At 65.7% G+C, this 8,150-nt stretch carries 8 protein-coding genes; all 8 read right to left on the bottom strand.

The window, feature by feature from the left end:
• Nucleotides 1-162: 162 nt before the first annotated feature.
• On the bottom strand, nucleotides 163-777 hold the full coding sequence (gene rnhB / locus LPZ50_RS18415; RefSeq protein ID WP_230663414.1) for a ribonuclease HII: 615 nt from the start codon (nucleotides 775-777) through the stop codon (nucleotides 163-165).
• On the bottom strand, nucleotides 764-1,951 hold the full coding sequence (gene lpxB / locus LPZ50_RS18410) for a lipid-A-disaccharide synthase (RefSeq protein ID WP_230663412.1): 1,188 nt from the start codon (nucleotides 1,949-1,951) through the stop codon (nucleotides 764-766). Before lpxB ends, rnhB begins: the two co-directional genes overlap by 14 nt.
• Nucleotides 1,948-2,742, bottom strand: a complete 795-nt coding sequence (gene lpxA / locus LPZ50_RS18405; protein WP_230663410.1) for an acyl-ACP--UDP-N-acetylglucosamine O-acyltransferase — start codon at nucleotides 2,740-2,742, stop codon at nucleotides 1,948-1,950. Before lpxA ends, lpxB begins: the two co-directional genes overlap by 4 nt.
• A 5-nt stretch (nucleotides 2,743-2,747) precedes the next feature.
• Complete coding sequence (fabZ, locus tag LPZ50_RS18400) at nucleotides 2,748-3,203, bottom strand: 3-hydroxyacyl-ACP dehydratase FabZ (protein WP_230663408.1); 456 nt, start codon at nucleotides 3,201-3,203, stop codon at nucleotides 2,748-2,750.
• A gap of 61 nt (nucleotides 3,204-3,264) precedes the next feature.
• A complete protein-coding gene (gene lpxD / locus LPZ50_RS18395; protein ID WP_230663406.1) occupies nucleotides 3,265-4,359 on the bottom strand; it encodes a UDP-3-O-(3-hydroxymyristoyl)glucosamine N-acyltransferase in 1,095 nt (364 codons plus the stop codon).
• 13 nt (nucleotides 4,360-4,372) lie between these two features.
• Nucleotides 4,373-4,933 (bottom strand): OmpH family outer membrane protein, encoded by a 561-nt coding sequence (locus LPZ50_RS18390; RefSeq protein WP_230663404.1) that lies wholly within the window; start codon nucleotides 4,931-4,933, stop codon nucleotides 4,373-4,375.
• A gap of 112 nt (nucleotides 4,934-5,045) precedes the next feature.
• On the bottom strand, nucleotides 5,046-7,376 hold the full coding sequence (gene bamA, locus LPZ50_RS18385; RefSeq protein ID WP_230663402.1) for an outer membrane protein assembly factor BamA: 2,331 nt from the start codon (nucleotides 7,374-7,376) through the stop codon (nucleotides 5,046-5,048).
• Nucleotides 7,377-7,430: 54 nt separating this feature from the next.
• The coding region (gene rseP, locus LPZ50_RS18380; RefSeq protein ID WP_230663400.1) for an RIP metalloprotease RseP at nucleotides 7,431-8,150 on the bottom strand (720 nt) is incomplete at its 5' end.

The raw sequence follows: 8,150 nt of genomic DNA, 5'->3' as shown, positions 1-8,150 counted from the left end.
GCTCGGCATCGAACACCGCCAGCGCCGGGGCGCCCGCGGTGTCCAGCCAGCCCTGGCACAGGTGGATGCCTTCCAGGATGGCCTGCTCGCCGCGCCGGCCCGCGTGCTGCGCCAGGCGCTGCAATTGCTTGAACGCGGGATTGTCGCGCGACGCGATGTGCTTCATGGCAGCCCGGCCAGCCGGTCGCGCACGGGTGCGAAGCTGCGCCGGTGTTCGGGACATGGCCCGTGCTCGCGCAGGCGGTCCATGTGCAGCACCGTGCCATAGCCCTTGTGCTGGTCGAATCCGTACTGCGGATACAGGGCATGCAGGCGCAGCAGATCGGCGTCGCGCGCGGTCTTGGCCAGGATGGAGGCGGCCGAAATCGCCGGCACCAGCGCATCGCCCTTGATCACGGTTTGCACCGTGCAGCGCAGCTTCGGCGCCTGGTTGCCATCCACCATGGCCACCTGGGGAACATGGGCCAGGCCGTCCACGGCACGCTGCATGGCCAGCAACGTGGCGCGCAGAATATTCAGGGTGTCGATTTCGGGCACCGTGGCGCTGGCCACGCACCATGCCAGGGCCCGTTCCTGGATCAGCAGGGCGAGTTCCTCACGGCGTTCGGCGATCAGCACCTTGGAATCCGCCAGGCCCGCGACGGGACGGTCGGGATCCAGGATGACGGCGGCGGCGTATACCCCACCGGCCAACGGCCCCCGGCCAGCCTCGTCCACGCCGGCCATGAGCACGCCCGTGAAATCGGGCGTTTCGGCGAACAGGCTATTTTGCCCCATGGGCCACCTCGAGAATGGCGCGCGCGGCCAAGCGGGCCGTGTCGCGCGTCAGGTCGTGGTGCAAGGCCGTGAAGCGCGACTGCACGCGGACAGCGTGCGCCTCGTCGGTCAGGGCCGTCCAGGTGGCTTCCGCCAGCTTGTCGGGGGTGGCGTCGTCCTGCAGCAACTCGGGCACGGCGAAATCGCGCAGCAGCACATTGGGCAGGCCCACCCACGGCAGGTACGGCCGCTGCTGGCCCGATTTCCAGGCCATGATGCGCCGCATCCAGGGCGACAGGTAATACGAGATGACCATGGGCCGCTTGAACAGGGCCGCCTCGAGCGTGGCCGTGCCGCTGGCCACCAGCACCGCATCGCTGGCTTCCAGGGCGTTCCAGGCCACCGGCAGACCCTCGGCCGCGGGCAGGTCTTCGGCAGTCAGGCAGCGCAGGCCCGGCACCGGATACTGCGCCAGGATGGCCTGGAATTCGGCGCGGCGCTGCGCGTTGACCATGGGCACGATGCACACCAGGCCAGGATCTCGCTGGCGCAGCTGCTGTGCTGCCTGCAGGAAGCGCGGAGCCAGGATGCAGATTTCCGACGAACGGCTGCCGGGCAGGATGGCCAGCACCCGTGCATTGTCGTCCAGCCCCAGCCGCTGGCGCGCCGCCTGGCGGTCGGGTTGCAGCGCAATGGCATCGGCCAGCGGATGCCCCACATACGTTACCGGTATGCCCTCGTTGCGATAAAGCTCTTCCTCGAAGGGAAACAGCACCAGCATGTGCGACACGGCTTCGCGGATCTTGTGGATGCGATCGTAGCGCCAGGCCCAGATCGACGGCCCCACGAAGTGCACAGTGGGCGTGCCCGCCTGGCGCAGCGCCAGTTCCAGCTTCAGGTTGAAGTCCGGCGCATCCACGCCGACAAACACCGACGGCGGCTGGCTCAGCCAGCGGCGCTTGACGTCGCCATAGGTGCGCAGCAGGCTGGGCAGCCGCTTCAGGGCGTCGACATAACCGAAGACGGTCAGGGCATGCATGGGATGCCACGCTTCGAAACCCGCCGCCTGCATGGCGGGCCCGCCTATGCCCTGGCATTGCAGGCCGGCCTGGCCCTGGCGCAGGCCCGCGATGACGCGGCTGGCCAGCAGGTCGCCCGAAGGCTCGCCTGCCACCATGCCGATGGACAGGGTCATGGCCGGATGACGCCCCGCGTGGAGGCATCGAGAAAGTCCAGCGTCACTTGCAAGGCGTCGTGCGCATCGGGATGCGACTGCTGCCGGGCCCGCAACTGGGCGCGGGCCTCGTCCAGCGACAGGCCGCGCCGGAAGATGATTTTGTAGGCCTCGCGCAGGCTGGCAATGACCGATGCGCTGAAGCCCCGGCGGCGCAGGCCTTCGACATTGACGCCTACCGGGCGGCAGGGGTTGCCTGCGCCCAGCACATAGGGCGGCATGTCTTGCATCAATGAGCTGTTGCCACCTGTCATGCTGTGCGCGCCGATCTTGCTGAACTGGTGCACGCCGGTCAGGCCGCCCACGATGGCCCAGTCGCCCACGTGGACGTGGCCACCCAGTTGCACCGAATTGGCCAGGATGGTGTTGTTGCCGATGTGGCAGTCGTGCGCCAGGTGCACGTACGCCATGATCCAGTTGTCGTCGCCCAGCGTGGTGGCGCCGCCGTCCTGCACCGTGCCGGTGTTGAAGGTGGTGAATTCGCGCACAGTGTTGCGGTCGCCGATGACCAGGCGGGTGGGTTCGCCCGCGTACTTTTTGTCTTGCGGCATGCCCCCGATGGAGCAGAACCGGTAGAAGCGGTTGTCGCGGCCGATGGTGGTAATGCCGTCCACGACGCAATGCGGGCCGATCTCCGTCCCTGCGCCGATGGTCACGCCGGGGCCCACGACGCTATATGGGCCTATGCGCGCACTGCTGTCGACTTGCGCGGCCGGGTCGACCAGGGCGGTGGGATGGATGTTTCCGGACATTGAATTCACGCTTCCAGGCTGCGAATGGCGCACATCAGCTTGGCTTCGGCCACGACCTGGCCGTCGACCAGGGCGCGGCCCTGGTATTTGCAGATGGCGCGGCTGAGGCGTTCGGCCTGCACTTCCAGGCGCAACTGGTCGCCCGGCACGACGGGGCGGCGGAACCGGGCCTCGTCGATGCCGACCAGATAGTAGGCCGTCTTGGCGCTGTCGCACTTCAGGCCGCCGTCGTCGTCGGTAAACGAGAACAAGGCCGCGGCCTGGGCCATGGCTTCGGTGATGAGCACGCCCGGCATGACCGGATGATGGGGGAAATGGCCCTCGAAGAACGGTTCGTTGATCGACACATTCTTGATAGCAACGATGGATTTACCCGGCACGATATCCAGCACGCGGTCGATGAGCAGCATCGGGTAGCGATGCGGCAAGCGCTCCATGATCGCCTTGATGTCGAGTTCCATTTCGTAAAATTTCCTACTGTTTTGAATTATGTTGCCCGCGCCGCCGTTTCCCGGCGGCGGGTCAGGCTTTTTCCAGCGTCCGCAGACGGCGGCGCAACGTCGAAAGCTGTTGTAGCACGGCCGCGTTGCGCTGCCATTCTCCGTGTTCCGCGTAAGGATACACGCCCGTGTAGCGCCCCGGCTTCGAGATGCTGGATGTCACGGCCGTTCCGCCGGAAATATGGACATCGTCGGCCAGCGACAGGTGGCCCGACAGCATGGCCGCGCCGCCGATGGTGCAGCGCGCGCCGATGACGGTAGACCCTGCCACGCCCACGCAGGCGGCCATGGCGGTATGCTCGCCGATGCGCACGTTGTGGCCCAGCATGATCTGGTTGTCGAGCTTGACCCCGTTGCCAATGAGGGTGTCTTCGAGCGCGCCGCGGTCGATGGTGGTGTTGGCGCCGATTTCGACATCGTCGCCGATGAGCACGCCGCCCAGTTGAGCGATTTTCCCCCAGGCGCCCTGCCCCAGCGTGGGATCGGGCGCGAAGCCGAAGCCGTCGGCCCCTAGCACCGCCCCGCTATGCAGGATGGCGCGGTCGCCTATGCGCACATTGGCGTACAGCGTGACACGGGCATGCAGCAGGCAGTTGGCGCCCAGGCTGGACCCCGCGCCCACCACGCAGCCGGGCCCCAGCGTGGAACCCTGCCCGATGCGCGCGCCCGATTCGACCACGCAATGCGGGCCGACGCGCACGTCGGCCTCGATGATGGCGTCGGGGGCCACCACGGCCAGCGGATGCACGCTGGCGGGCAGCCTGGGCTGGCGCGCGGCATCGAACCATTGCGCCAGCCGGGCATACAGCAAGTAGGGATGCGGACATACCACGCGCGGACACGCGGGCGCATCGGCCTTGTCCGCCAGCGCCTGGGCGGCATCCGCGGTAACGATGAGGGCGCCGGCCCGCGTACCGGCCAGTTGGCTTTGGTAGCGCGGGTTGGCCAGGAAACTGATTTCTTCGGGGCCGGCCGAGGCCAGCGTGCCGATGCCGCCGATACGGGGCAGGACAGCCCCCGGAGCGGCTTCGATGCGCCAGTCGAGCCCCTGGGTGTTGGCAGCCGCCAGCAGGGCATCCAGGGCCGGTGCGCGGGCAGGATCCAGCAGGATCGGCATACGGCGCCGCGGCTTAGCGGCCGAGAGCCTGGATCACCCGGTCGGTGATGTCGACACGCGGATTGACGGTGACGGCGTCCTGGATGATCAGGTCGTAGTTTTCTTTCTCGGCGATGCTCTTGATGGCCTGATTGGCCTTCGTCACGATGGACGAGAATTCTTCATTGCGGCGGCGGTTGAAGTCTTCCTGGAACTCGCGGCGCTTGCGCTGCAGTTCGGTATCCAGGCGAGACAAGTCGCGCTGCCGGTTGACGCGGTCGGATTCCGACAAGACGGGGGAATCCTTGTCGAACTTCTCGGCCTGGGCACGCAGGTTGTTGCTCAGGCGCTGGAGTTCGTCGTCGCGCTTCTTGAATTCGGATTCGATCTTGCTTTGGGCGCTTTTGGCCGGCGCCGATTCACGCAAGATGCGTTCGGTATTCACGAAGCCGATCTTGGTACCTTGCGCATGGGCGGGCAGCGTCACGGCGGAACCCACGAGCAGCGCACCCGCCAAGGCCAGCGTACCGCGCAGTTTGCCGACGCGCGACTTGCGCGAGGGACTCGAGGTGTTGAGTGCGAAATCAGACATCATGAAAATCTCACCTTCCAATGAGGTAAAGCAAAGCCATTATTGTGCCACTAAACAGGCAAACCGCCGGGCCGAGGCCCGTTGCCCATGTGATCAGGCGTAACTGCGGCGATCATCAGAAACCCGTACCGATCTGGAACTGGAAGCTCTGGCGGTCGTCGCCTTCCTTGGCATTGAGCGGCCGGGCATAGGACAGCTGCAGCGGCCCCAGGGGCGACTGCCACGACAGGCCGATACCGGCCGAATAGCGCCAGCCGCAAGGATCCTCGACCTCGTTGCCCGGCTCGCCGGCCGAGCAGCTCATGCCGCTGCCTGCGGCCACCTGGCCCGCGTCGGTAAACAGGAACCAGCGCAAGGTACGGTCTTTGGACGCGCCGGGGAACGGCAGGTACAGCTGGGCGTTGGCCACGATGCGGCGCGAACCGCCCAGGTAGTCGCCGGTAAGGGTGTCGCGCGGGCCCAGCGAGGCGCCGTCGTAGCCGCGTACGGTGCCGATGCCGCCGGCGTACACGTTCTTGATGACCGGGTAGTCCAGGCTGCCGTAGCTGCGGCCGTAGTCCACCATGCCGTTGAGGGCCAGCGTATAGCTGCGGCCCAGCGGAATGTAGTACTGCTGCTGAGCCGTCAGCAGGTAGTACTTCAGGTCCATGGTGGAGAAATCGCCCTTCAGGCGGGTATACGAACCCTTGGTGGGCGCCAGCGCGCTGTCGCGGGTGTCTTTGGACCAGCCCACGTTGAAGATCAGCGCGTTGGTGCTGTCGCCGTAATCGTCGACAAAATCGCGGTAGGCCTGCGGCGAGTTGTCGTACAGGTCGATCTGGTTGCGCTCGAACGTGGCGCCCAGGAACACGCGGTCGTATTCCGAAATGGGCACGCCGAAGTTCATGCCCAGGCCCATGGCCTTGACCCGGTAGTCGCCGTCGTTGTTGTCCCAGGGCTCGGTGACCCGGTAGTAGGCCGACGTGGTGCGGCTGATGCCGTCCTTGGTGAAATAAGGATCGGTATGCGACAGCACCGCCGCGCGGTTGGTCTTGCTGGTGTTGAACTGCAGCGTCAGGTTGGTGCCGCTGCCGAACACGTTGTCTTCGCTGATACCGGCCGACAGGATGGCCTTTTCGGACGAGCCGTAGCCCACGCCCAGGTTGATCATGCCGGTGGGCTTTTCCTTCACGTCGACGTTCACGTCGACCTGGTCGGGCGAGCCCGGTACCGGGTCGGTGGACACATTGACTTCGCTGAAGTAGCCCAGGCGGTCGATACGGTCGCGCGAGATTTTCAGGTCGCCCGAGTCGTACCAGGCGGCCTCTTCCTGGCGCATTTCACGGCGCACGACCTCGTCGCGGGTGCGCGTGTTGCCGCCGATTTGAATGCGGCGCACGTAGACGCGACGGCTGGGGTCGACGTAGAACGTGACGTCTGCCTCGTGCTTGGCGCGGTCCAGCGAGGGGTTGGGGTTGACGTTGGCAAACGCGTAGCCCAGCTCGCCCAGGTAATCGGTGATGGCCTTGGCCGAATCGTTGGCCTTGGCGGCCGAGAAGATCTCGCCTTCCTTGACCTGCACGAGGTCGTTGATTTCCTTGTCCAGGCCTAGCAGGTTGCCGGCCATCTTGACGCTGCGCACCTTGTAGGGCTCGCCTTCATGCAAGGTAACCGTGACGTAGATGTCTTTGCGATCGGGCGAGATGGTGACCTGCGGGGGCTCGACGGAGAATTCCAGATAGCCCTGGTCCAGGTAGAACGAGCGCAGGCGCTCGATGTCGCCCTCGAGCTTTTCGCGCGAGTATTTGTCGGTGTTGGTGTACCAAGTCAGCCAGCCGGGCGTGGTCAGGTCGAAGAGATCGAGCAGGTCGTCTTCCGAGAAGGCCTTGTTGCCCACGATGCTGATCTGGCGGATCTTGGCGACCTCGCCTTCGAAGACATCGAAACTGACGCCTACGCGATTGCGCGGCAGCGGCGTGACGGTGGATGTGACCTCGACCCCGTACTTGCCCTTGCCCAGGTACTGTTCCTTGAGTTCGTATTCGGCGCGTTCCAGCATGGACTGGTCGAAGATGCGCCCTTCGCCGAAGCCCACTTGCATCAGCGACGTGGTGATGGCCTTGGAATCGAATTCGCGCATGCCGTTGAACGTGACCGACGCGATGGTGGGACGTTCTTGCACCACCACCACGACCACGTCGTTGTCGGTCTGGATTCGGACGTCGGTGAAGAATCCGGTGCCGTACAGGCGGCGCACGGCCTCGGTGGCCTCGGCCTCGGTGAATTCTTCGCCGACCTTGACCGGCAGGTAGCCGAACACCGTGCCGGCGTCGGTGCGCTGAATGCCTTCTACGCGGATATCCCGCACGACAAAAGGGTCGAATGCGTGAGCCAGGGCCGGCATGAGCAGCGCGGCGAGCAGGCTAGGCATTACGCCCTTTTTGTGATGAAACATCCGAAAAGACATGTCCTTGGCTATCCTAGGTCGAGCAAATGGCGGAGGATTTTATTCGATCGCCGGTCAGGTGAACAGGCGCGCGAAATCGTTGAACAGCGCCAGCCCCATCAGCCCCGCAAGCAAGCCGATGCCGGCACGCTGCCCGATGTCGATCCATCGGTCGGGCGGCGGGCTGCCGCGCACAATTTCGACGAGATAGTACAGCAGATGCCCACCATCCAGCATTGGGATTGGCAGCAGGTTCAAGACCCCCAGGCTGATGCTGATGAGCGCCAGGTAGGCCACATAGGCGGCGAAACCGATACGCGCGGTCTGGCCGGCGTAGTCGGCGATGGTGACCGGGCCGCTGATATTGCGCCAGGAAACCTCGCCGATGATCATGCGGCCCATCATGCGCAGCGACAGCCAGGCGGTGTCCCAGGTGCGGACCGCCGCGCGGCCAATGCTGTCGAACACCCCGTAACGCACCGTCACCATCGGTACATCGCCGCCCAACTGCACGCCGATGCGGCCGATGGTCTGGCCATCGACGGTCTCGGGCTGCGGCACGACGGAAATCGATACCGTGGCGCCGTCGCGCACCAGGGTAAGCGGCAACGCCTGGCCGGCATGCTGCTGGATGATCTGCACCAGTTGCGCGGTGTCGGGGTCGCTGGTGGCGCCGGCGCGCACGATGCGGTCGCCGTCGAGCAGGCCGGCGCGCTCGCCTTCTCCGCCCGCCACCACGCCCCGCACGATGGGCTTGGGCAGGGCCAGGCGCAGGCCGGTTTCGGCCAGGGGGTC

This window comes from Bordetella petrii (genome assembly GCF_020991325.1).
GTDB lineage: Bacteria > Pseudomonadota > Gammaproteobacteria > Burkholderiales > Burkholderiaceae_B > Bordetella_A > Bordetella_A petrii_E.
The sequence above is the reverse complement of the archived record's forward strand: the minus strand, read 5'-3'. Positions and strand labels throughout refer to the sequence as shown.

Bases quoted from the DNA above. Each gene is read 5' to 3' on its own strand.
- rnhB (WP_230663414.1), bottom strand. From the start codon at position 777: ATGGGGCAAAATAGCCTGTTCGCCGAAACGCCCGATTTCACGGGCGTG.
- lpxB (WP_230663412.1), bottom strand. From the start codon at position 1,951: ATGACCCTGTCCATCGGCATGGTGGCAGGCGAGCCTTCGGGCGACCTG.
- lpxA (WP_230663410.1), bottom strand. From the start codon at position 2,742: ATGTCCGGAAACATCCATCCCACCGCCCTGGTCGACCCGGCCGCGCAA.
- fabZ (WP_230663408.1), bottom strand. From the start codon at position 3,203: ATGGAACTCGACATCAAGGCGATCATGGAGCGCTTGCCGCATCGCTAC.
- lpxD (WP_230663406.1), bottom strand. From the start codon at position 4,359: ATGCCGATCCTGCTGGATCCTGCCCGCGCACCGGCCCTGGATGCCCTG.
- LPZ50_RS18390 (WP_230663404.1), bottom strand. From the start codon at position 4,933: ATGATGTCTGATTTCGCACTCAACACCTCGAGTCCCTCGCGCAAGTCG.
- bamA (WP_230663402.1), bottom strand. From the start codon at position 7,376: ATGTCTTTTCGGATGTTTCATCACAAAAAGGGCGTAATGCCTAGCCTG.